At 43.8% G+C, this 21,091-nt stretch carries 23 protein-coding genes; 12 read left to right on the forward strand and 11 right to left on the reverse strand.

The window, feature by feature from the left end:
• Positions 1 to 56: 56 nt before the first annotated feature.
• Entirely contained in the window at positions 57 to 575 is a 519-nt protein-coding gene (locus ACERC5_RS04865; protein ID WP_373658861.1) for a helix-turn-helix transcriptional regulator, read from the reverse strand.
• A 221-nt stretch (positions 576 to 796) separates the two neighbouring features.
• Between ACERC5_RS04865 and ACERC5_RS04870 the strand changes: the two genes are divergently transcribed.
• The 10 genes from ACERC5_RS04870 (at position 797) to ACERC5_RS04915 (ending at position 7,522) form a co-directional block, all read left to right on the forward strand.
• Complete coding sequence (locus ACERC5_RS04870) at positions 797 to 967, forward strand: transcriptional regulator (protein ID WP_373658860.1); 171 nt, start codon at positions 797 to 799, stop codon at positions 965 to 967.
• An 81-nt stretch (positions 968 to 1,048) separates the two neighbouring features.
• Complete coding sequence (locus ACERC5_RS04875) at positions 1,049 to 1,216, forward strand: hypothetical protein (protein ID WP_018368052.1); 168 nt, start codon at positions 1,049 to 1,051, stop codon at positions 1,214 to 1,216.
• Entirely contained in the window at positions 1,207 to 1,494 is a 288-nt protein-coding gene (locus ACERC5_RS04880; protein WP_018368051.1) for a hypothetical protein, read from the forward strand. Before ACERC5_RS04875 ends, ACERC5_RS04880 begins: the two co-directional genes overlap by 10 nt.
• A 148-nt stretch (positions 1,495 to 1,642) precedes the next feature.
• A complete protein-coding gene (locus ACERC5_RS04885) occupies positions 1,643 to 2,149 on the forward strand; it encodes a hypothetical protein (protein ID WP_373658859.1) in 507 nt (168 codons plus the stop codon).
• Positions 2,146 to 3,723 carry a phage/plasmid primase, P4 family gene (locus tag ACERC5_RS04890; RefSeq protein WP_373658858.1) on the forward strand — a complete coding sequence of 526 codons (1,578 nt, stop codon included), beginning with the start codon at positions 2,146 to 2,148 and terminating at the stop codon, positions 3,721 to 3,723. Before ACERC5_RS04885 ends, ACERC5_RS04890 begins: the two co-directional genes overlap by 4 nt.
• Positions 3,724 to 4,051: 328 nt before the next feature.
• Positions 4,052 to 4,432 carry a hypothetical protein gene (locus ACERC5_RS04895; RefSeq protein ID WP_373658857.1) on the forward strand — a complete coding sequence of 127 codons (381 nt, stop codon included), beginning with the start codon at positions 4,052 to 4,054 and terminating at the stop codon, positions 4,430 to 4,432.
• 1 nt (position 4,433) lies between these two features.
• Complete coding sequence (locus ACERC5_RS04900; RefSeq protein WP_373658856.1) at positions 4,434 to 5,417, forward strand: hypothetical protein; 984 nt, start codon at positions 4,434 to 4,436, stop codon at positions 5,415 to 5,417.
• Between the two features lie 333 nt (positions 5,418 to 5,750).
• Positions 5,751 to 5,993 carry an HNH endonuclease gene (locus ACERC5_RS04905; protein ID WP_373658855.1) on the forward strand — a complete coding sequence of 81 codons (243 nt, stop codon included), beginning with the start codon at positions 5,751 to 5,753 and terminating at the stop codon, positions 5,991 to 5,993.
• Positions 5,994 to 6,463: 470 nt separating this feature from the next.
• Positions 6,464 to 6,712 (forward strand): CsbD family protein, encoded by a 249-nt coding sequence (locus ACERC5_RS04910; RefSeq protein WP_373658854.1) that lies wholly within the window; start codon positions 6,464 to 6,466, stop codon positions 6,710 to 6,712.
• Positions 6,713 to 6,757: 45 nt separating this feature from the next.
• Positions 6,758 to 7,522 (forward strand): alpha/beta fold hydrolase, encoded by a 765-nt coding sequence (locus ACERC5_RS04915; RefSeq protein WP_373660308.1) that lies wholly within the window; start codon positions 6,758 to 6,760, stop codon positions 7,520 to 7,522.
• Between the two features lie 79 nt (positions 7,523 to 7,601).
• Here ACERC5_RS04915 and ACERC5_RS04920 read toward each other — a convergent pair whose 3' ends face one another.
• The 4 genes from ACERC5_RS04920 to ACERC5_RS04935 all read right to left on the reverse strand — a co-directional run bounded on the left by ACERC5_RS04920 (position 7,602) and on the right by ACERC5_RS04935 (position 11,467).
• Complete coding sequence (locus tag ACERC5_RS04920; protein ID WP_373658851.1) at positions 7,602 to 8,225, reverse strand: DUF6287 domain-containing protein; 624 nt, start codon at positions 8,223 to 8,225, stop codon at positions 7,602 to 7,604.
• Between the two features lie 25 nt (positions 8,226 to 8,250).
• On the reverse strand, positions 8,251 to 10,080 hold the full coding sequence (locus ACERC5_RS04925; RefSeq protein WP_373660309.1) for an SH3 domain-containing protein: 1,830 nt from the start codon (positions 10,078 to 10,080) through the stop codon (positions 8,251 to 8,253).
• Between the two features lie 100 nt (positions 10,081 to 10,180).
• Positions 10,181 to 10,480 (reverse strand): hypothetical protein, encoded by a 300-nt coding sequence (locus tag ACERC5_RS04930; RefSeq protein WP_373660310.1) that lies wholly within the window; start codon positions 10,478 to 10,480, stop codon positions 10,181 to 10,183.
• Positions 10,481 to 10,576: 96 nt separating this feature from the next.
• Positions 10,577 to 11,467: an SPFH domain-containing protein gene (locus tag ACERC5_RS04935; RefSeq protein ID WP_373658847.1), complete on the reverse strand. Its 891-nt coding sequence runs from the start codon at positions 11,465 to 11,467 to the stop codon at positions 10,577 to 10,579.
• A 144-nt stretch (positions 11,468 to 11,611) separates the two neighbouring features.
• Here ACERC5_RS04935 and hslO point away from each other — a divergent pair, with 144 nt between their 5' ends.
• Positions 11,612 to 12,484 carry an Hsp33 family molecular chaperone HslO gene (gene hslO / locus ACERC5_RS04940; RefSeq protein ID WP_373658846.1) on the forward strand — a complete coding sequence of 291 codons (873 nt, stop codon included), beginning with the start codon at positions 11,612 to 11,614 and terminating at the stop codon, positions 12,482 to 12,484.
• Complete coding sequence (gene dusB / locus ACERC5_RS04945; protein WP_373658845.1) at positions 12,471 to 13,463, forward strand: tRNA dihydrouridine synthase DusB; 993 nt, start codon at positions 12,471 to 12,473, stop codon at positions 13,461 to 13,463. Before hslO ends, dusB begins: the two co-directional genes overlap by 14 nt.
• A gap of 94 nt (positions 13,464 to 13,557) precedes the next feature.
• On the opposite strand, the gene ACERC5_RS04950 is transcribed toward dusB, so the two are convergent.
• The 6 genes from ACERC5_RS04950 to ACERC5_RS04975 all read right to left on the reverse strand — a co-directional run bounded on the left by ACERC5_RS04950 (position 13,558) and on the right by ACERC5_RS04975 (position 21,021).
• Positions 13,558 to 14,394 (reverse strand): PrsW family glutamic-type intramembrane protease, encoded by an 837-nt coding sequence (locus ACERC5_RS04950; RefSeq protein ID WP_373660312.1) that lies wholly within the window; start codon positions 14,392 to 14,394, stop codon positions 13,558 to 13,560.
• A gap of 142 nt (positions 14,395 to 14,536) precedes the next feature.
• A complete protein-coding gene (locus tag ACERC5_RS04955; protein ID WP_373658842.1) occupies positions 14,537 to 16,981 on the reverse strand; it encodes an ATP-dependent Clp protease ATP-binding subunit in 2,445 nt (814 codons plus the stop codon).
• Positions 16,982 to 16,984: 3 nt separating this feature from the next.
• The gene (locus ACERC5_RS04960) at positions 16,985 to 17,440 is read right to left on the reverse strand and encodes a CtsR family transcriptional regulator (RefSeq protein ID WP_018367710.1); all 456 of its coding nucleotides are present in this window, start codon (positions 17,438 to 17,440) and stop codon (positions 16,985 to 16,987) included.
• A gap of 443 nt (positions 17,441 to 17,883) precedes the next feature.
• On the reverse strand, positions 17,884 to 18,522 hold the full coding sequence (locus tag ACERC5_RS04965; protein ID WP_373658841.1) for a hemolysin III family protein: 639 nt from the start codon (positions 18,520 to 18,522) through the stop codon (positions 17,884 to 17,886).
• Positions 18,523 to 18,650: 128 nt separating this feature from the next.
• A complete protein-coding gene (locus ACERC5_RS04970; RefSeq protein ID WP_373660313.1) occupies positions 18,651 to 20,042 on the reverse strand; it encodes an SLC13 family permease in 1,392 nt (463 codons plus the stop codon).
• Positions 20,035 to 21,021, reverse strand: a complete 987-nt coding sequence (locus tag ACERC5_RS04975) for a hydroxyacid dehydrogenase (RefSeq protein WP_373658839.1) — start codon at positions 21,019 to 21,021, stop codon at positions 20,035 to 20,037. Before ACERC5_RS04975 ends, ACERC5_RS04970 begins: the two co-directional genes overlap by 8 nt.
• Positions 21,022 to 21,091 lie beyond the last annotated feature (70 nt).

Here is a 21,091-nt window from a genome sequence, read left to right on the forward strand (position 1 = left end):
TGACAGGTTTTTATGGAATTGTCAAGGGTTATGCTACGGTTACCGCCTACTAAAGGCTAGCCGATGGGCTGGTCTTTTTGTGTTGGCAGAGGGTAAGAATACTGTTCGCTTAATATCTGCTCAATAAGATTGTACTGTTTTAGAATATAAGCTTCATCGTATCGTCCTAAAATATCCCTATTACCTGTATAGTTAAAATGGATTAAAAATTCGGATTTTGTCAGTCCTGATTTATAGTTTAAGTCACTAGTTGCTTCTAAAAAATCCAAGAAAGTTTTTATTTGCTTATCTGATAAATAAAACTCATTGCCAAGCAAAAATTCTACAAAAGCCACAAGGGGCTCTTTAGCTATCGTTTCATGTAATGCTTCGTAGAAGTCATCTTTTTCACTATACCCCAACAGATACCCCACACTCACCTCAAAATAATCCGCTAGTTGCTGGGCTTTGTCGGATTTTACTTTATGCTTTTCATTTTCCCAATTTGCTATTGTTAGCTTTGTCACGTCTACTATATCGGCTAGCTCTTGTTGAGTTAGCCCTTTTTCAGCTCTCAATTCTTTTAGTCTATTCATAAGTTGTTACTACCTCTCATTTTGATTATATCATATGATCCATAAAAAAGTATAGAAAATTATATTTTTTTTTGGATTTAGGTGTTGACAAGATATAGAAAACTATGCTATATTGTTACTTGCAGGAGAGAAAAGGATAGTTTTCTATACTTCTGTCCAAGCACTCAAACCTTACTACCTTTCACGCTTGGCTATTTATCAAAAGACAAAGGAGGACATCAATGCTTATCACTAACGATATGGCGGAGCGAATTCGTATCAAGCGAGCCGTGAACCGTCAGACCATGAAAGACCTAGCCCAAAAGCTGGGAACGACCTATAAGACCCTATCGCTGATTGAGCAGGGCGATTATGGCGGTTTTGTTGCCCCTAGTGATGGTCTTATGGCATAAGACGCTGACAGTAACCCCAGAGGATAAGGCGGAGCTTGCCCAGCTCTTACAGGAATTGGAAGATAGACAAGGAGTAAGACCATGAGCAATCAGCAAACACTAGCCCAACAGGTGGCTAACGAGTTACGAAAGCTAGAAAAAATCAGAAACTTTGTCATCTCTTACGACCGAGGTTTACTTTATCCTGAGCGGTTCGCTATGTTGGTCAAAGATGTTATGACTGATAAGGAGGGGACAACATGCAACTAGAGCTAAGCCCTCAAGGGGAAAAGAAATTATTCAAAGGTATTCTTGAGTTGATCAGCCGTTTTCTGGACTTGCAGACCAAACCCAAACCACGGTTAACGGGCTTGATTAGCCGACAAGATGCCATGGCAGAACTGGGTATCAAGCGAGCGCAGACTTTCAGAGAGTGGGAAAAGCTAGGTCTAAAAGCCTACCATCCACCGCTTGAGGACACGAGGACTATTTTTTATAAGGTTAGCGAGTTATTAGAATTTTTGGGGGTAGAAGATGAAAGAAGCTGAGGTTGTCGATGTTAGTTAATTTGAACATTCGCCTCAATAATAGCGATCAAGAACTTTTTTGGACACCTTTTGGACAGTGGTTGGACATTGTCCGATAGAAAAACGTGAGCAAGTTATTGCTCAAATATACCAGATGAAAGGAGAGGGAATGCGTTATTTGATTTTAACCCTGCACCGTGACTATTTGGGCTTGTTTGGTTTTTTACAGGATAACCCAACGAGAGTATATCAGCAAGGCGACTACTACTGCTTTATCTATCGCGAGCCCTTGAGTTGCTATCTAATGCCATTTAAGCTGACTAAACTCTGGCTAGAGGTTGCAGAACAAGTCCCAGAGCGAGGAGAGCTGGTGAGAGATTTTGCCCCAGCCTATGCAGGCAATCAGCTGCTGACGGAGCTACTAGACCTAGAACAGCACCAGCTAGCCGAGAAGCGCCAAGGGATAGGACTAGCCCTATCTGGTTGGTTATTAGATGCCCTTTGCTTTGGTATCCATACCAGGCAGGAAGTTGCCTATCTGGTTCGGGTGATGTTTATGACGGGGTATGACTATGAACAAGTTATCGGAGTATTTACCAGTCTAACCAAACGACTAGACCTAGCTCGCTACTTTTTAACCGAGCTAAATCGTTGCTATAAGGGGGTGAGGGTTTGAGTGAGTTAACGGAAAAACTGCTGGCAGATAACCTGCAGAGCAAAACGAGGACAGACCCCGACAGGGTGAGAGGGCAACCTGAAGACGTTGACAAGCAAAAACTGGCAACCTTTAAGGGCTGGCAGAAACAGGTCAAAGCCTATGCTTACAAGAAACGGCAGGATTTGCTTGCAGAATTGATAGCAAAAGGCAAAGACCGTCGCAAGGCTGAGGTAGAAGCTGACAAACCATTGGCTCCTACCTTGGTTGCTGGGATAATGGCAGAGCTCTTGACTGTTTGCAGAATTGAGAGTGATGAAGGGGACAAGCCGGTCTATTTCTATGATCCTGATAAGGGGATTTATCGTCATGATAAGGAATTTTTGAGGGATTTTATCTACGTTATCGAAAACCGCCACAACGAGCGGCGAGCCAATGACTGTATTTATTTTCTGACTAGAAAAGCTCCGTATCGTAAACTTGAAGACAATCCAGACTTGGTCATCGTTGGCAACGGTCTCTATAACAGGAAGAGCCGTCAACTGCTCCCTTATACACCTGAAAAAGTGTTTACGAGCAAGATTGCCACTAATTACACACCGATCGCCAAGAGCCCATCTATCAAGGGCTGGGCGTTTGAAGACTGGTTACTTGACCTATTTGACGGTAACAAAGAGCTTTACCAACTAGCCTTACAGTTGTTAAATGCTGTTGTCCGTGGGGAAAGTTTGGGTAAGATGTTTTGGTTTGTGGGGGCTGGTGGAACTGGTAAAGGGACACTACAGGAGCTTTTTATCAACCTAGTAGGCAGGCAGAACATCGCTAGTATCAAAATCACAGATTTAGACCTTAACAATCGTTTTACCCTAGCACAAGCTATCGGTAAACAGGCGATTATAGGTGACGATGTGCAGGCTGGGGCAGTCATCAAGGACACGTCAAAGCTTTTCAGCCTAGTAGGTGGGGACACTGTCAGCGTTGAGAAAAAGGGTAAGGATGCCTATAGTACTTTTATCAAGACAGTGGTTATCCAATCGACTAACGAACTCCCAAAGGTCAAAGGGGACTACCAAGCCATCAGACGGCGTATGGTGATTTTACCGTTTACCAAACGGTTTGCAGGTAGACCTAACCGAGCCATCAAGAGCGATTATATCAAACGCTCCGAGGTGCTGGAGTATGTGCTAAAACTGGTGATTGACCTAGACTATGGGGACTTTATCAGTCCTAAAATTTCACAAGAATTGTTAGACGACTACCAGCAGGCGCTTGATCCCGTGCTAGTATTTGCCCAAGAGCTTTTTGACCAGCCACAATCCAGTTTTTTTCCTAATGATTTTGTTTGGTGGTGCTTTGCCAAGTATGCGGAATACCACAATCATAGTCATCAGTACACAAGCCAAGGATTAAATACCGCCTTTCCAAAGTACCTACCCGATGACTGGGAAAAAGCCCCTTACCCTGTCAGTTTACCGACAGGGGCGGAATTGCCCAAGGGGTTCTATCCCCAGGAAGACATGCCGCCCTATTTGCCTAATACTTACGCCCCAGCGAGAACAAAGCGCCAACGGGGCTATAGGCGAAAGAATAAGTAAGTCACTACACACCAAGGCAGTCACTACGCTTTTTACTACGCTTAAAAAAACAAGTGTAGTGAAAAAAATCCAGACACAGCAAGGCTTTACCCTTATTTACTACACCTACTACACTTATTTAAGGGGTGTAGTAAATAAAGAAAAGCGTTCCTCTCTTTTTTAGAAAATACAGGGACTAGAAAGCAAGTGTAGTAAGTGTAGTGAAACGCTCGGAAACCTAGTAAAATCAAGGGTTTTAGCTACTACGCTTGCCAAAAAAAGCGTAGTGAGGGCGTAGTGAATCAGCTGAAAAGTGTAGCAAAAAACTGATACGCCTGAGGAGAACAATATGACATCTAAAATCAAAATGAAAAAGAAAAGACCTTTTATCTGGGGTTCAGCTTTTAACAATGGATACAAAACTGCAACAATCGTTAATGAATTGTCTAGTAAATACGGAACCAAAATAAAAGACTTTATAGATAAGGAGTTGCAACATAACAAAGATAATACCGTTACTTTTGACAGCAATTTTTATAATCGCGGTGAAAAACAAGGTATCGAAAGAACCGACTTGATGCAATTAAAAGCAGCTATGAAGGATAAAGGGCGTTTGATTGGCAACAAAGCTTATTTTAACAAAGCTAGTCATCAAAAGAGCCAAAACAAGAAAAAACAAAGCAACCAATGGAGCAGCCCATTTAGAAAATTCATAAAGAAAGAGGAATAACATGAACATTTTTAATTTATATAAACAGCCTAACGAAACAAAAGCATCGATTGAAGAAACGAAATTACTCGCTAGAGAACTTGAGTACGAGGCAAAACTCTATGGAACCCCCAAAAAAGTAGGTTATAAAAACAGTATAGATTTCGGCTTTATTTTGTTAGAGGTAGCTCCGAGATTAGCATCACTAAAAGGCGAAAGACAAAAGAAACAAGTTGAAACTAGAACAGCAGAATTGATGGATTTGTCAAGTGAAATGGAGCGTTTAATTGCTAATTTTCGTTACAAAATTCACCACCTCAATGGTGAAGATTATATTACTTCTCCTGAAAAACGCCGATTAAGTTCCGAATTAAGAAAACAAGTAGGCAAAGAAACAGATAAGATATCTGAAAATCTAGGTAAGAAGACAAAAGAGTGGTTGAAAGACATACGTCAATTACTGGAAGAACATTGCGACAAACTATCAAACTATTACCCAGAATCAGAAGTATCCATACTACATAAAGTATATGAAACTACAGATACTCTACTGTCATCTCTTGAATATTCTGAATACAAGCCAATTTTTAAAGAACATGGTATTCTGTCACTGAAGACCTGGCTGGATCGTATATACACTGCAGCGCCACCATTTGACAAAAGGAATATAGAGTATTACTCTAATTTAGGAGAACGAGAGAGTTATAGCCGCCTGATGCATCAGTTAAAAATTGAGGTAACAGGTAGAGAGAACTTTTATTACGAGGAGGGGTTACGGGCAGTAGAACAACAGGCACAAAAAGAAGGTTCAGACTCAACCAGCTACAAGGCAAGATACTATGAGCGTAAACGTCATGAAGAAGATCAAAAAGCTCTAAAACAACACTACTATGGTCATGACAAAGATAACATCAACGGACTTCCGTTTGAAGAATACGTCCAAAATAAAATTAAATCTATTTTTGACAGTACAGAAACGGTTATCACTTATGAACTGGATATGTAAAATTTAATATAAAAGAGGGAGGTTATCCCTCTTTTATATTAACCCAAAAGGAAACATATTGAAAAAGTGTTGCATTGTATTTTTAGAAAATCAAGTAGAAGCCTTGCAGGGACTAGCGTTATGAGCTATTTAGAAAAGGAAACAGAATGTAAGATATGTTGCATTTTTTAGATATAAAATAATGCTAAAAAAACCTGAAAAAACCAGCCTAAATAGCTTGAATTTTAGTATCATTTATTGCGCCTTTTTTCCCTTTTTGCGTGTTTAGTCTGTTAGAATGATAGTATGAAATAGTGAGCGAGCAGTTGCTTGCTCTTTTTTTATGGGGGTCGTATGAGAAAGACAAGGCTTAAGGCGCTAGAGCGTGACCATTTTCAGTGTGTTTGGTGTCGTAAAGATGGCATACTGACAACGAAACGGCTTGAGGCAGACCACATAGAGGAGCTAGACAAGCGACCAGATCTGGCATACAGCCTTGACAACCTGAGGACGCTGTGTCGCGACTGTCACAACAAGAGACATAATAGATATCAAAGAAAAAAAAGACAGTGGCAAGACGAGCGATTTGAGTGGTAAAACAAGCATAATTGACAGGATTGTCAAGATTGTGAGCCATATAACATCCCCCCCGGTCAAAGCAAATTCGGCGTTTTCTCAATGCGGAAAACCGGCGGATACTTTTCTGACCAAAAAGATGCCTTTTACGTGCATTAGGGGGGGAGGCTATTTACTCTTACTAAAATCTATCACTAAGTAAAGATAACGATTTAATATAAACTAGCACAGTTTACACCGTGCTAGTTTCTTGCCTGCTGAACTCGTTTTTTGTCTGGTTTTTTATTTTTTAGGAACGTTTTTCCTTGTGTGGCTTGCGTTTTGCGTGTCTGTTTTAGGAACTTTTTAAGAACTTTGGCTATTCTTTTATGACCTATAACTATATACCTAAATTTTAATAACCTTGATTTTATGCGGTTTATATCCTATATCTTGCTTTATGATAAGACGTTTCTGATAGAATAGACCTATCAACTAAAGGAGGTTATCAAATGTTTGATAAATTAGATGCAAAATTAGACCAAGTGACTGGCTCAGCCAAAGAATTAGCTGGTAAGGTTCTTGGCGATAAAAAATTAGAAACAGAAGGCATTGTTGACAACCTTGTCGGCAAGGCTAAAGAAGTTGCAGCAGATGCTAAAAAAGGCTTAGAAGATGCTGTTGAGAAGTCTAAAGACTTGGCCAACGATGCCAAAGAGGCTGTCGAAGGTGCTGTTGAAAGCTTGAAAAACAAGCTTTAATCATAAAAAGAGCCGATAAAGGCTCTTTTTAATGGGGAATAGGATATGCAAGACATTGTTTTAATTCATGGCACATGGTGCTCTGGGAAGGTCTGGGGACGTTTTGCCACTCAACTAGAGCGGTTTGGATGTCGCGTCCACACGCCAAGCCTACGTTATCACGACCTACCTTATGACGAGGTTGCTGAAAAAGTTGGTGCTCTCAGTCTCCAAGATTATACAGATGATTTGGTTGACCTTGTCAACAGTTTAGAACAGCCACCCCTTTTACTGGGGCACTCCTTAGGTTGCTTACTCACTCAGATGGTTGCCGAACGCACGCCTGTCGCTGGGATGATCCTGATGGGACCTGCTCCAACTGCAGATATTTTTTCGCTTTACCCGACGATGATTCGCTGTTTTATCAAGCATTTTCTGCGTTGGGGCTTTTGGAAAAAGGCCATGCCACCTTATAAGGATGAGTTCTTCCGCTACTGCCTCAATGCCCAAGACGACGCCATCAAGGAGGACTTGTTCAAGGATTTGGTACCGGAATCTGGTAAGGTCTATACTCAAATAGCCTTTCCTTTTCTGGATAATAGCCGAGCTGGTCGGGTAGACTTTCATAAAATCTCTTGTCCTGTACTTGTCATCACAGGTAGTGAGGACAAGATGACCGTCTCTGCTATTGCCCGAAAAACTGCTAAAAATCATAAAGACTCTGTACTCGTCTCCATCACGGGAGCTGACCACATGTACGAGTCCGGGAAATTCCAAAATCAGACACTTCGGGTAATCAAGCATTGGCTAACAGATAAAAACTTTATCTAAAATATCTAAAAAGCAGTTGGATACGATGTCCCACTGCTTTTATGTCGATGTCGTGATGATAGCATCTCAGGTCAAATCTTTATTGACGGAAAAAATGTTCCCCAGAATCAGCAGTCGTCGGCATGTGTCCCATTTCAAGATGGTCTTGGTCACTTACTTCACCAAGAATATTAGGAACACCTGCTGGAACGATTGATAAAACAATCCCTCCTTGACGCTCGCCGTTGTTATAGAAGCCAATGGAAGCACCTACACGCCCCGACTCATTAAGATTTTGTGATTCAATCAGATTATACTGATTAGGATCTGACTCTCCTTCTGTCTCAAAAATCAGTTTATCTCCTTCAATCACAACTGTTTTACCGTTGACATTTGCCCAAGTTCCTGCAATTGAGCTAAAGTCTCCAGCCACGATAGCATCCAGATTAAAGGTACTGGTTGTTGCAGTTGAAGACGCCGTTTCAGAAGTTTTTGAAGAACCCGTTTCAGCAGTGGTTGAACCAGTGTCAGTAGCTTTAGAGGTGACCTCAGTCGCTTGTGAGGTGGTCGATTTTTCTTTTGAAGATAACTGACTCGTTTTTGTGACACTTGATGAGGCTGTGGTGGTGGTTGCTTCTTTTTTACCGCAGGCTGTCAAGGTTGCAACGCTGGTTAGAAGACCTAATAGTAGGACGGTTTTTGAAATTTTTGCTACTTTAGACATGAGTGTCATCCTTTCCATAAATAATTTAGTTAATTGGGATATAGCGTCGAACCCCGCTTCGACTGATATAGCTCAGCCATTGGCGCCCTTCCGCCGTCAACGTACGGTCATAGTTAACCGTTTCTCCTGCATAGTAGTGATCAATAGTTGCCGAAGCTAGGCTTGGCTGGTTTTTAATCGGCTGAGTTGTGGTAAAGCGATAGGTGCCACTGGATGGCAAGCTTGGAGCTGGTGCAACTTTTTCAACAACTGTTGTTGTGCCACCCACACCTTTTAATTGCCCATCTGCTTGCTGGTAATAGAGATGAATATGATAAGTGCCTGTGTCAGACTTGTGCTGGCTATTTTTCACAGAAACCTTATAGGTGTTATTCCCTTGAGCTTGTGCGACATACCAGATGATATCGTCCTGTCCGTTCTTATCTGACCAGATCGGCACTTTGACTTCTTTGATGCCTTGAGAATGATTGACATTGGTAATCAGAACATCAAAATCACCGGTTTGATTGTTTTTATTTTGAACGTTAATAGTCCCTGTCGTGATAACAGGTGCCAAATCACGAATGGCAACGTAACTACGGCTACCTTTATAGTTGAGGTAACTAATCCACAGTTTCTGGTCGCTCTCAACCAATTTATCATAGTTGGCTTTTTCACCAACCTCGTAGAAATCCAAATCCGCCGCTGCCTGTTTTGGTTCACTCTTGACACCTGAACGCTGGGTAAAGGTGTAGGTGCCCTGAGCTGGCAAGTTATGTGAGGCCTGAGGTGCTGCTGGTGCTGGGGTTGATGGTGTATTGGTTTTTGAGGTTAAATCCTTAAAATGGATATAGCCTGTAAAACTGCTTTTGTGAACAGTACGGCTATTGTAGGCATAACGTTTACCGTAGTTATATTCTTCTACAGTGACCATGTCACCATTGACCGCAGCAACCCAGGCAACATGCCCGTAGCCCCAGTTATCAGGTGCAGCAGCTGACCAGGCAACCGCGCCTAAAACAGGAGACTCGTCAACACGATAACCTTCTGATCTTGCCCGATTTCCCCAGGCCTCAGCATTGCCATAAGCGCGTGGTAGTTCAAATTTATTGACCGCACTGAGGCGATGAGCAACAAAGGAAGTGCAATTGCGCACATACATGCCCCAATCATCAATGTTGCTATCTGGATCTAAGTTCTTCCATTTTGCTGGGTAGGTATCACCTAGGGCGCCAGCTGCTCTGGTTGATGTTCGAAAAGCGGTGCGACTAGACGGCGTCAGACTCGGCTGAACGGTTTGTCTTGCTGGAGCTGGTTTAGGCTGTTGGTCTGGAGTTTGCTGTTGCTCAGTCACTGGAACTGTTGGTGCTACCGTTTCGGTTGGTTTCGACAATTCCTTCTTGTGGTCTATCGTCTCAACCGTTTTGTCAATAGCAGAGCTCAGCTCTTTTGGATTGGCCACTGTTCCACTCGTTTTTAACGTAGCAACTTCTGCTACGCTAGCTGCTGCGTCAGTTTCTAGTGACTGGGTTGATGGGGTAACTACTGGGGTCTGATATTCAGACCTTTCTTTGGTATCCTGCTGATTCGTCACAACTAGCCCATCTTTTTTGACCTCTTCAAGAGTTGTTTGTGGTGAGTCATTCGTCGCAGACCCAGCTGACGCAATATCTAAACCAGCTACAGGCTCCGACTGGTCAGTGGTAGCCTCTCCGATTTGAACAAGGCTTATTGTTGCCGAATTGGCTGATGAGGAAAGCTCATCAGCTGAAACATGAGCTGCTCCTAAAAAGGTTAAGCTAGCAACCAAAACCGAGCAAGCACCTACAGCATACTTGCGGATAGCAAAGCGATTAAGTTGAGAATGTGTGAACATGTCATCTCCTTTTATTGATTTTTTCTGTTGACACCTAACTATTCGTAAAAGGCCGTTAAAAAAATCAATGTTAAGGAAATTTTTTAGTTCTAGTTTTAACTTAACTTAATAGACTCACCACCCCTCTGTAGAGCCAAAGACCGCCATAGACGAGTACCCCAGAGAGGATATTGGTCAAAATGATCAAGCCTAACAGGCTTAACAAACGTTGCCAGAGAGGCTGAGTTTTCCCTGCTTGGCGTTTACGATAACTGGCATAGAGGCCTGCAAAGATGATGAGGTGCAATAGCAACATACCCAGCAATCCCCACCAGCCCAAAACAAAGGCAGGACCAAAAATGAACATCACATACCAGTACCACAAGGGGCTATTAGGTTGTGAGAGAATTGGCTCAAGCATAGAAACCTCCTGTTTTCTTAGTTACTGACGATTTTAGCGCTCTGCTATTTCCCAAAACATCAAGATAAAAAATATGGACTACTGTTCAGACAAACATTATTTCGCTTTCAGTGCTGATAAAATCTGTGTCCGAATGTCATCAATCCCTTGAGGTGTGCTCGGTAGAAAAATGGTCTGGCTACCAGAACTAGCAAAAGTATTGAGCGTGTCCAGATATTGGTTGGTCAAGAGAATAGACATAATCTGCTCCTCAGTCAAACTGATGTTAGCATCTTTGAGTTCTTGAATAGAATCTGCCAAACCGTCCACGATAGCCTTACGTTGCTCAGCAATACCGACCCCGTGTAGGCGATCTTTTTCAGCCTCTGCCTCAGCAGCAGTTACGATTTTAATCTTGTCTGCATTGGCAAGCTCCTGAGCGGCCACACGTTTACGTTGGGCAGCATTGATTTCGTTCATGGACTGCTTAACTTCGGCATCTGGCTCAACCTTGGTAATTAGGGTTTTGACGATGATGTAGCCGTAGCTGGACATTTCCTCAGCCACCTGATGTTGCACTTCAAGGGCGATTTCGTCTTTTTTCTCAAAGAGTTCGTCCAAGGTTAATTTCGGTACAGAAGAACGCAGGGCATCCTCGATATAGGACTTGATTTGTTCCTCTGGTCGCATGAGTTTATAGTAGGCGTCCATCACGTTTTGTTCATCAACGCGGTACTGGGTCGCGACATTCATGGTCACAAACACGTTGTCGTTGGTCTTGGTTTCCACCACCATATCGTTTTGCAAGACACGCAACTGGATGCGGGCAGCGATATTGTCAATACCAAAGGGTAAACGCAGGTGAATACCTGACGTTGCTGTTTTTTGGTATTTACCAAAGCGCTCGATGATAACCACCGTCTGCTGGCGCACCACATAAAGGGTGCTAGCGATAATCCCTATCACAAAAAATAGGAATAAGATGAGAAAAATGAGTTGAAATGGCATCAAACTGTCCTCCTTTTCATTAGTTATGATGATAGATTTAGTATACGCTTTTTAACAAAAATTTGCAAGTAAAAACCGGTTGCCAGTGTTTAGATGAAGTGTCTCTATGTGGCAAAATAACCAAGGTATGCTATAATAGTCCTTATGGATAAATTGATAAAAACAATCGCAGAAAACGGGGCTTTCCGAGCTTATGTCTTGGACGCCACCGAAACCGTTAGAGCTGCTCAAACCGCTCACCAAACCATGTCATCGTCCACTGTTGCCTTAGGGCGTGCCTTGATTGCTAACCTCATTCTAGCAGCCAACCAAAAAGGAGACAGCAAGGTGACCCTTAAAGTCATCGGTGATAGTTCTTTTGGTCACATCATCTCCGTTGCGGACACCAAGGGGACAGGCAAGGGCTACATTCAAAATCGCGGAGTGGATATTAAAAAGACCTCTACTGGCGAGGTCTTGGTCGGACCTTTCATGGGACAGGGGCATTTCATCGTCATCACTGATTATGGGACAGGCAACCCTTATACCTCAACAACACCACTCATCACAGGTGAAATTGGTGAAGATTTTGCCTACTACCTGACAGAAAGTGAGCAGACCCCATCTGCTGTCGGTCTCAACGTCCTCTTGGACGATAAGGACCAGGTGAAGGTCGCAGGAGGGTTCATGCTCCAAGTCCTGCCTGGTGCCAAGGAAGTTGACATCGCCCGCTTTGAAAAACGCCTGCAAGAGATGCCAGCCATCTCCACCCTCCTCAGTAGTAGCCAACCACTCGATGCTCTGCTATCCGCCATTTATGGCGACGACCCCTATAAACGCCTAAGCGAGGAGCCGATTGCCTTTGCTTGCGATTGCTCTCGCGAGCGCTTCGAGGGGGTGTTGATGACTCTTTCGACCAGCGATTTAAGGGACATGGCAGAGCAGGATCACGGTGCAGAGATTGTCTGTCAGTTCTGCCAGACCACCTACTCCTTTACTGAAAATGACCTAGAAAGATTGATTAATGAGCAAACTTAATTCCTCTTTTATGATTGGGAACGTTGAGATTCCCCACCGTACTGTTTTAGCCCCCATGGCAGGGGTAACCAACTCCGCTTTCCGCACCATCGCTAAGGAGTTTGGTGCAGGGCTAGTGGTCATGGAGATGGTCTCTGATAAAGGGATTCTCTACAACAATGCCAAAACCCTGCACATGCTCCACATTGATGAGAATGAGCACCCCATGTCTATCCAAGTCTTCGGTAGTGATGGGGATAGTCTCGCTCGAGCAGCTGAGTTTTTACAAAAACACACCAAAGCAGATATGTTAGACATCAACATGGGCTGCCCTGTCAACAAAATCGTGAAAAATGAAGCAGGAGCCATCTGGCTCAAAGACCCCGAGAAGATTTACTCTGTCATCAGTACGGTTAAAAAAGCAATTGACATCCCACTGACGGTCAAAATGCGGACAGGCTGGGCAGATAGTTCTCTAGCGGTTGAAAATGCCCTTGCAGCTGAGTCTGCTGGTGTGTCAGCCCTCGCCATGCACGGTCGAACCCGTAAGCAGATGTACACCGGAACCTGCGACCATGAGACCCTGGCTCGGGTAGCCAAGGCCATCACCAAAGTTCCCTTTATCGGTAATGGTGATATTCGCTCCGTTGATGAAGCTAAGTTTATGATTGACGAGGTCGGTGCAGATGCAGTGATGATTGGTCGTGGCGCTCTAAATAACCCTTACCTCTTCACCCAGATTAACCATTATTTCGAGACTGGTGAGGTCTTGCCTGATTTACCTTTTGCGAAAAAACTGGGCATTGCCTATGAGCACCTCAAGCGTTTGGTGGCGCTCAAGGGAGAAAAGGTGGCGGTTCGCGAATTTCGAGGTCTCGCCCCTTACTACCTCCGTGGCACATCTGGCGCCGCCAAAATCCGAGGTAGCGTCGCTAAGGCAGAAACCTTAGAACAAGTTGAAACACTGTTTGCAACTATTGATGGGTTTGCTACGGAGTGATGTCACTGGCTTAACCAACAAGATTTGAACAGTAAAAGAGGCTGACATTGACGTCAGCCTTTTTGATTATTCACAAATTATTGTTCCTATGGCCTTAGAAGAGACCAAAAAGTGATGGGCTTTGCTTTTTCGGAGAAAGACTACTTTTCCACCCCTCAGCTTGTTTTCGCGTTGTCCACAACAATGCCCAACCTAGAAGAACAAAGATGACTAGTAACCATTTATGCTCGTCTGTAAATGGATTATTTCCAAAAGCATGGAGCAAGCTTGGACCGATGACCCACAGATAAGGCAGAACCGAACGCCGAGAAGCTTTGTCAAAAATCAATGTAGCCACACCCAAAGTCATCACAGCAGTTAACAACCAGTGAGAAGCGTAAGCCATATCCAGACGGGAGATTGCCTGACTGATTGGTGAACCTGATTTTTCCACAAAAGTTCCTATAAAATAAGTATGGTCCTCTAACAGTTGGAAACCGAGTCCAACGCCCAACCCTGTTACCAACCACGACACCCGATGGCGCAACGAAAACAGGACAATAACAAGCAGGGCTACGCCCATTTTCAGCGTTTCTTCAACAATTGGCGGAGCAATACTTGCTGCCCAAGCATCTAATACGGTATTGTTGCCTAAAAGCTGCTTAAGCACCGCAATCAATTGAAAATTGAGTAATCCTGACAGGGAACCAATTGCTCCTGCACCTACCAAGATAGCAATCGGCAAAATCCAAGCGGGCTGATGATGTTTTTTCAAATAATGCCTTGCCAAAACTATCAAAGGCAGGGCATAGGCAATGAATAGAATCCCCCATGCGCTAAGGAGTTGAACAATCTGCGACCCGTTTAACCCAATACTGATAACAATAAATGCTTCATAGACCAGCCCAAGACCAACAATCAGCAGCAAAAAAATGCTCAATAGTTTTTTCATGATGTTCCTCCGTTTTATGTTTTTGTATTGTCATTGTAAGGCAATCGTCTTAAAGAAACCTTAATGGCCTTCATGACACCAACAACTCATCACGACAATCAAAAAAGAACAGCTACCTGTATAATAAGTAGCTGTTCTCTTTTTATGCCGTCACTATAAATTTTAGTTTCTCGTTTGTGTAGCTAATTTTGAGCGTATTGCCTGCAACTAGGTCACCTGACAAGAGGAGTTCTGCCAACTTGTCCTCCACCTTGGTTTGCAAGGTTCGACGCAAGGGACGAGCACCCAATGTGGCATCATAACCCGCAGTCGCCAAGTGCGACAGGGCTGATTTCTGGATTTTGAGTGTTATCCCCTGTTCTGCCAGATGGTTAACGAGTGGTTTTACCATAATCTTGACGATGGCTTGCATATCATCTTCGGTTAAGCTGTGGAAGACCAGTTGCTCATCAATCCGATTGAGAAATTCTGGGCGATAAGCTTTTTTCACTTCTTCAGCAATCCGCTGTGCCATGGCGTGATGGTTATGTGCCATTGATTTTGCCCCAAAACCAACTGTCTTATCGTCACGCAAAGCTGTCGCTCCGAGGTTTGAAGTCATAATGATTAAGGTATTTGAAAAATCAACTTTTCGTCCCTTAGTATCGGTTAGCTGACCATCATCCAAAATCTGTAGGAACATGTTGAACACATCTGGGTGTGCTTTTTCAATTTCGTCAAAGAGAAGGACAGCATAGGGCTTGTTGCGTACCTTTTCAGTCAATTCACCGCCTTCATCATAACCGACGTAGCCAGGAGGCGCACCGTTTAGGCGACTAGCTGCAAATTTCTCCATGTACTCGCTCATGTCAAAACGAATCAGAGCCTGCTCATCATCAAACAGAACTTCAGCCAAGGCCTTGGCAAGCTCAGTCTTGCCGACACCAGTTGGACCGAGGAACATAAAGGAGCCAATTGGGCGTTTGCCAAGCCTAATCCCTGACTGATTGCGACGGATAGCACGGCTGATCGCTGATACGGCTTCATCTTGACCGATCACGCGCTTATGCAACTCTTGCTCTAACTGCAAGTATTTCTGGCTATCCGCCTGTGTCATCTTGCTAACAGGGATCCCAGATAGTTTGCTGAGGGTCAGCAGAATATCTTCTGTCGTGACCTGAGTAGGGCGTACTGGCTCTTTGACCTCAGCTAAGGCTGCCTTCAACTGCTTAAAGTCACCTGCTATAAGGGCTTCATCAGCCACAGACAAAAGGGGCTGTTCCTCTTGCTGGACCATCTGCTGCACCATAGCACTCGCTTCATCTAACAAATCAATGGCTGAATCAGGGAGCTGCTTGCTGGTTAAATACCGCTTCGCATATTTCACAGCAGTCTCCAGAGCTTCATCACTGATTGTTACACGGTGATAGCGCTCATAACTCTCACGGATTCCTTTGAGAATAGCCAAGCTATCAGCCAAACTAGGCTCATCAACAATAATTTTCGCAAAACGGCGTGCAATAGCGGCATCCTTTTCAATGTGTTTTTGGTACTCATTGAGTGTCGTTGCCCCAACCAAATGCAGAGTGCCACGAGATAGAGCAGGTTTCAAAATGTTAGCGGTATCAAGTGTGCTGTCAATGCCTGAACCTGACCCCATAATGGTATGCAGCTCATCAATGAAGAGAATAATATCGCCTGCTGTCTCAATTTCCTCAATGATTTTTTCCATTCGCTCCTCAAAATCACCACGAAAACGAGTGCCAGCAATAACACTCATCATATCAAGCTCCAGCACACGTTTACCCAGTAGCTCATAAGGTACTTCTCCGTGGACAATCCGCTGCGCTAAACCGTAAGCAAGAGCTGTCTTTCCGACACCTGCTTCTCCCACCAAAACAGGATTATTTTTGGTCTTTCTGCTCAGCACCTTAATCATTCGAGTGATTTCCTCATCACGACAGATGATTGGGTCAAGGTTCCCACGTCTAACCTCCTCAGTCAAATCTCGGGTGTAATCTTCCAAATCCCCGACAGGAGTTGTCATGGCTCCGCCCATCATATGAAACTGGCTCATCTTAGCTTTACGCCCATGCTTGAGGTCGTAAATCTCTTTCACTTGGTCCTTGGTCAGTCCAGAATGACCTGCTAAAACATTTCTAAGGGCTGATAGGCGTAAACCAGATGTCTTGCTATTTCCAGAAACAAAGCCAACAGCCTCTAAAATTTGGTAGGGCAAGAGGTCTTTGTTAAGCAACATGGCAAATAGCAGGTGCTGACTACCGATTTCCTTATCATTAACCAAGGTAGCAATTTGTTCCGCATCTTGAAAAAGAAGGCGACTGCCTTTGGATAAGGGCAATAGGTGTTTGGCACTTTTGGGGCGTCTCAATTCAGGTTGTTTCTCTAAAACATGTAGGGCCACGGCTTCAAATTCCTTATAGGAAACAACGTCGTCAAATTCTGCGAACGCTAAACTTGCTACAGAATCAGGAATCACCACCATGGCTAACAATAAATGCCAACTTTCAATAGACTGGCTCTTATACCGTGTTGCCTGATATTGGGCAAAATCAAGAATTTCCTTTAATTTTAATGAGTAATCCATAACCTATCCTTTTCTATCTAAGCGTTGGAGCAGACGGCGCAACATTTCTGCGCGTAGACGTGGTCCTTCAGTGCCTAACAGGTCGTCTGTTGCTAAACTGAGAACAAGCTGGCCTTCTCGTCGTGTGATGAGGTTTTCATCACTTAAATAGTCCAACAACTCAGCAAAAATCTGCTCACTGAGCTGGTCTCCAATGCTTTCCATTAAATTGCAGAGCAAATGGTGCTGGTCTGAGAAGGTCAGCCGCGCAATCCGAATATAACCTCCGCCGCCTCGCTTACTTTCGACCAAGTATCCTCGACTCTCCGTAAAGCGTGTTTTAAGAACATAGTTGATCTGACTAGGCACCACGCGGAAGGTATCCGCTATATGGGAACGCTTGATTTCAGCCATTCCTGTTCTCTCTAAAATTTCTTTTATGTATTCTTCAATATGATCCGATGTGTTTTTTAGTGGCATGCCAACACCCTTTCTTTGGAAATCAGGTGCTTCATGTAAGACCTGATTTCATCTGACTATCTTTGACCATTATACCATAGAATGACCGATTTGCGCCACCACAAGCTACAAACTGCATCAGATAAGGCTTTTCAACTGCTATCGAAACCACTTTAGTCTATTTTAGCACACGAATGGAGTAATAAATTTTTCGATAGACAAGATGAGTTTACGACCTTTGGACAAGGGCTTCCTAAAAAATACCAACTGCGTTTAGAACACGCAAAAAGCCCTCTGGATTGCTCCCGAAGGGCTATAGACCACCAAGTCGTCAGTACCAACCCAAAAAGTCGTGTAAAGCTTCTTCTAGTGATGGAAAAAGGCGCAAGCTGAGGTAGCAAAAAAGGCAAAGTAACGTTAGCAATAGAACTCGTTTTTTCACATTATCATCCTTTCACATGAGTTTATAGGTAGCCCACAATAGCAATGATATGGCAGATAGAGGCGGCGTTAATAAAGAGGTGCCAAATCAGATGATGGTAGGGCATATTTTTCTTACTGTAAAAATACGCCCCTATCGTGTACATCAGGCCACCTGCGACGATCAAGCTGAGAAAGACCGCGTTAGTTGCACGGATAATCTGAGGTAGAAAGAAGACTGCTTGCCAGCCCATGACCAAATAAATGATAAGGCTGAGTTTTGGAATGCGATTTTTGCCTAACACCTTATACAAAATCCCACCGATGACCAAAAACCACTGTAACCCCACCATGAGCCAGCTCTGCCATTTCTCCAAAGCCATCAAAAGGACTGGGGTGTAGGAGCCTGCAATGGCGATAAAAATGCTGGAATGATCGAGGATGCGGAAAACTCGTTTGTGTGGCGAGTCGTAGGCCATGCTGTGGTAGAGGGTCGAGGAGAGAAACATGAGGCTGAGAGCAACGATAAAAACACTGGCACCAAAAGCTAAGGTGACGCCTCCTTTGAGGTAGGTATGAACGGCCACCCAAGGCGATAAGCCCAAAAGCAGTAAAAACATGACACCATGGCTAATAGCATTAGCCAGCTCCTCACCGAACGTCAGGCGTTGCGATAAATTCATACGACCTCCTCTTTATTGTGTTCATTTTATTTTACCATAATAGCTGAGCAAAGAGAGAATTTTACTATCAGCTGGGACATTTATGGTAACTATGTTAAAAAGTTAGACCGGAGCCTAACTTTTATGTCTTATATCAAGCCGATCATCTGCCAGTAGGGAAGGCTGATGAGCAGACCTAAGATATTTAAAATCATATAAACAACAGAGGTTACCATGGCGTGTTTGTTGAGAGCCATCTTATTATTAACAGCGGCTGACGTTGTCAAGTAAGGTGGGTTCATGTAAGGCAAGAACCAGATGTTGATACTTGTCGCTACGATAAAGACCAGAATAACTGGATTGTAAGACAAACCCTCAAAGAATGGAATGAGGATTAAGAGGAAAATGGTACTTGAAGTAATCAAAGACACCAAGATAAACTTAGCCGCATAGATAATCAAGGCTAAGACAACGACTGTTAGGAAGGGATTGTCCAAGAGCGGTGTAATCACACCACTCAAGTTAACCTTGAGCCATTCGCTGACACCGACCAAGCCAAGTACCGTTCCTAAACTCATCGCTGTTCCGATAAAAATTGCCACATCCCAGCCAATTGAATTTTTAAATTCGGCAGGTTTCATGACGCCAAACCCAACGAGAACGCTCAAGCTGATAATAGCTGAAATAGAAGCTGAAATCCCAAGTTGACGTTCCAACACCCAGAAAATCAAGGTGATAGCTAGCACAATTGCAGTGATTTTCTCCTCACGGCTCATCGGTCCCAAATCAGCAATTTGCTTAAGGATTGTCTCCTTGGACATGGTTTGCTCATTTTTGGGTTTATAAAGGAATTGTAGGGCAAAATAACCGCCAACCATGCTCACAAGAGCCCATGGAATAGCCACCTTGAACCAGTCAGCCCAAGCCAACTGAGCTTGAACATTTTCTGGCAATAAGCCTTTGATGGCGTAGTTAATCGACGTTGCACTAAGGAAAACCGCTCCTGATACCAAGAAGCCCCAGACCATGGACATGAAAATCCCTGCACTCTGATCACTGCCTTCTTCATAGCCGAGAGATTCACTGATACTGCGAGAGATTGGGGCTGCAATGGCTCCCTTGGCATTGGTTGATGGAATAGCTGGTGCTACTGCAGTTCCAGCCACAAAGAGTGCCAAACTTTGACCGCCATAGTTTAGCGGGAAAAACCGCATGATGTTCAAGGCCACCCGCTTAACCAGACCTGTTTTCGTTGCCACAGAGCCAATGCCTAGACCTCCGATAACAATCCACCAGGCTGAACCTGAAAAAACACCAAAAGCTTCATTGAACTGAACAATACCAAGACCTGCCCAGAGGGAAATCATGATGAGACCTGTTGCAAAGTTTGGAATCAAGTCTGCAATCCAAAAGACATTGGCCGTCACAACCGTTCCTAAAACCAACATAGCTTCCCTGCTCAACCCTTCTGGAGCTGGTAAAAAGACGACCAGAATTCCTGCTAAAATTCCTAAGATACCTGTTATTAATTTCTTATTCATACGTTCCTCCTATTACTTCTGGGTTAACAGCTGACGCTGGAATAGTCCCGTTAAAGAAGTCGATGACATTTTGTACAGCTCCAAAGGAAAGAGCTTCCGTCGCTTCTACTGTTGTCCCTGCAATGTGGGAAGTGAGAAGTACGTTCGGTGCTGTTAAAATAGGGTTATCTGGCAGTGGCGGTTCAACTTCAAACACGTCCAAAGCAGCACCGGCGATTTCGCCATCTTCTAAAGCCTTAGCAAGGGCAATTTCGTTGACAATGCCGCCACGTCCAGCGTTGATGAGGTAAGCAGTCTCTTTCATCCAACCCAGCTCTTTGGTACTGATAAAGTCGTGCGTTTCAGGTGTCAGAGGCATGCAGATGGAGATAAAATCAGCTTCTTTATAAAGGGTTTTTAAATCCGTTGAAATCTCAATATCGGCTTCCTTGACAAATGGGTCGTAAGCCACAATTGACATCCCTAGAGCCTGTGCAATCTTGCTCAACTCACGTCCGATAGCTCCGTAACCTAAAATCACCAAGCGTTTACCACGGATTTCAGAACCATTGAGACCGTAGGTATTAGCCAGACCAATCAGCGATACGCCATCGCCAGTCATCTTACCTGCACGGAAATGCTGATCAGACTTATAAATCCGACGAGACAATGCCAAAATCATGGTCAGGTGGTATTCTGCCACTGAGTAGGCATTGGCACCATTAACCTTGGCAACCAAAACACCCTGCTGATTAGCACTGGCCAGGTCAATATTGTTGATTCCCGTCGCATGACGAGAAATGAGCTTGAGTTGCTTACTAGCTTCAATAACGCTTGCAGGCATGGGACTAGATCGCAGAATAACTGCATCGGCATCGACAATCTGTTCAGCCATTGTCACAATATCTGTTGCTGGTGAGGTTACCACTTCGAATCCCTTATCAACAAGCAACTGCTCAGCTTTAGAACTAATTGGTTCACTTAACAAAATTTTCGTCATTTGAAACTCCTTTTCATCTTTTTTACAAAATAATTATATCACAAACACAACTGTTAAGCGACCGCTTTCT

It is taken from the genome of Streptococcus sp. E24BD, from assembly GCF_041807825.1.
Lineage (GTDB): Bacteria > Bacillota > Bacilli > Lactobacillales > Streptococcaceae > Streptococcus > Streptococcus entericus.

Bases quoted from the DNA above. Each gene is read 5' to 3' on its own strand.
- ACERC5_RS04865 (WP_373658861.1), bottom strand. From the start codon at position 575: ATGAATAGACTAAAAGAATTGAGAGCTGAAAAAGGGCTAACTCAACAA.
- ACERC5_RS04870 (WP_373658860.1), top strand. From the start codon at position 797: ATGCTTATCACTAACGATATGGCGGAGCGAATTCGTATCAAGCGAGCC.
- ACERC5_RS04875 (WP_018368052.1), top strand. From the start codon at position 1,049: ATGAGCAATCAGCAAACACTAGCCCAACAGGTGGCTAACGAGTTACGA.
- ACERC5_RS04880 (WP_018368051.1), top strand. From the start codon at position 1,207: ATGCAACTAGAGCTAAGCCCTCAAGGGGAAAAGAAATTATTCAAAGGT.
- ACERC5_RS04885 (WP_373658859.1), top strand. From the start codon at position 1,643: ATGCGTTATTTGATTTTAACCCTGCACCGTGACTATTTGGGCTTGTTT.
- ACERC5_RS04895 (WP_373658857.1), top strand. From the start codon at position 4,052: ATGACATCTAAAATCAAAATGAAAAAGAAAAGACCTTTTATCTGGGGT.
- ACERC5_RS04900 (WP_373658856.1), top strand. From the start codon at position 4,434: ATGAACATTTTTAATTTATATAAACAGCCTAACGAAACAAAAGCATCG.
- ACERC5_RS04905 (WP_373658855.1), top strand. From the start codon at position 5,751: ATGAGAAAGACAAGGCTTAAGGCGCTAGAGCGTGACCATTTTCAGTGT.
- ACERC5_RS04910 (WP_373658854.1), top strand. From the start codon at position 6,464: ATGTTTGATAAATTAGATGCAAAATTAGACCAAGTGACTGGCTCAGCC.
- ACERC5_RS04915 (WP_373660308.1), top strand. From the start codon at position 6,758: ATGCAAGACATTGTTTTAATTCATGGCACATGGTGCTCTGGGAAGGTC.
- ACERC5_RS04920 (WP_373658851.1), bottom strand. From the start codon at position 8,225: ATGTCTAAAGTAGCAAAAATTTCAAAAACCGTCCTACTATTAGGTCTT.
- ACERC5_RS04925 (WP_373660309.1), bottom strand. From the start codon at position 10,080: ATGTTCACACATTCTCAACTTAATCGCTTTGCTATCCGCAAGTATGCT.
- ACERC5_RS04930 (WP_373660310.1), bottom strand. From the start codon at position 10,480: ATGCTTGAGCCAATTCTCTCACAACCTAATAGCCCCTTGTGGTACTGG.
- ACERC5_RS04935 (WP_373658847.1), bottom strand. From the start codon at position 11,467: ATGCCATTTCAACTCATTTTTCTCATCTTATTCCTATTTTTTGTGATA.
- hslO (WP_373658846.1), top strand. From the start codon at position 11,612: ATGGATAAATTGATAAAAACAATCGCAGAAAACGGGGCTTTCCGAGCT.
- dusB (WP_373658845.1), top strand. From the start codon at position 12,471: ATGAGCAAACTTAATTCCTCTTTTATGATTGGGAACGTTGAGATTCCC.
- ACERC5_RS04950 (WP_373660312.1), bottom strand. From the start codon at position 14,394: ATGAAAAAACTATTGAGCATTTTTTTGCTGCTGATTGTTGGTCTTGGG.
- ACERC5_RS04955 (WP_373658842.1), bottom strand. From the start codon at position 16,981: ATGGATTACTCATTAAAATTAAAGGAAATTCTTGATTTTGCCCAATAT.
- ACERC5_RS04960 (WP_018367710.1), bottom strand. From the start codon at position 17,440: ATGCCACTAAAAAACACATCGGATCATATTGAAGAATACATAAAAGAA.
- ACERC5_RS04965 (WP_373658841.1), bottom strand. From the start codon at position 18,522: ATGAATTTATCGCAACGCCTGACGTTCGGTGAGGAGCTGGCTAATGCT.
- ACERC5_RS04970 (WP_373660313.1), bottom strand. From the start codon at position 20,042: ATGAATAAGAAATTAATAACAGGTATCTTAGGAATTTTAGCAGGAATT.
- ACERC5_RS04975 (WP_373658839.1), bottom strand. From the start codon at position 21,021: ATGACGAAAATTTTGTTAAGTGAACCAATTAGTTCTAAAGCTGAGCAG.